Annotated in this window: 1 pseudogene; it reads right to left on the reverse strand. The window is 63.4% G+C overall.

From position 1 onward, the window contains the following. Positions 1 to 234 precede the first annotated feature (234 nt). Positions 235 to 385 (reverse strand): annotated as a pseudogene (locus AB4Y92_RS26390) (peroxidase); the annotation flags it as partial.

The following is a 385-nucleotide window of genomic DNA, read 5'->3' on the forward strand; positions in this document are numbered from 1 at the left end:
CTCTACGCCTCGGCAGGATACCAGATCAGCCTCAATGGCCGTTCGCACGCCTATGACGGCAAGCTCGGCATCAAGGTCAGTTGGTGAGCCTCATCGCCAGAGCGGGCAATTGAAGGGGCGGTGATGCGACGAACTCGTCCCTCCAGCGCAGTGCCGGCCGCGCGCGCCATTCTGCTTGCCCGGCTTACCCTCATATCGCGCTTCCAATGCGCAGCGGCTGAGGCAAGACCGCTCTCAGCCTCCAGGCTGCGCCACGATGCGGATATAGGGCTTGGGTTCCCTCCAGCCATCCGGATAGAGCTGCTTCGCTTCATCGTTCGACACCGAGCCGGCGATGATCACGTCTTCACCCTGCTTCCAGTTGGCGGGGGTCGCGACCCGATGC

It is taken from the genome of Lysobacter sp. TAB13 (genome assembly GCF_052113885.1).
Lineage (GTDB): Bacteria > Pseudomonadota > Gammaproteobacteria > Xanthomonadales > Xanthomonadaceae > Lysobacter > Lysobacter gummosus.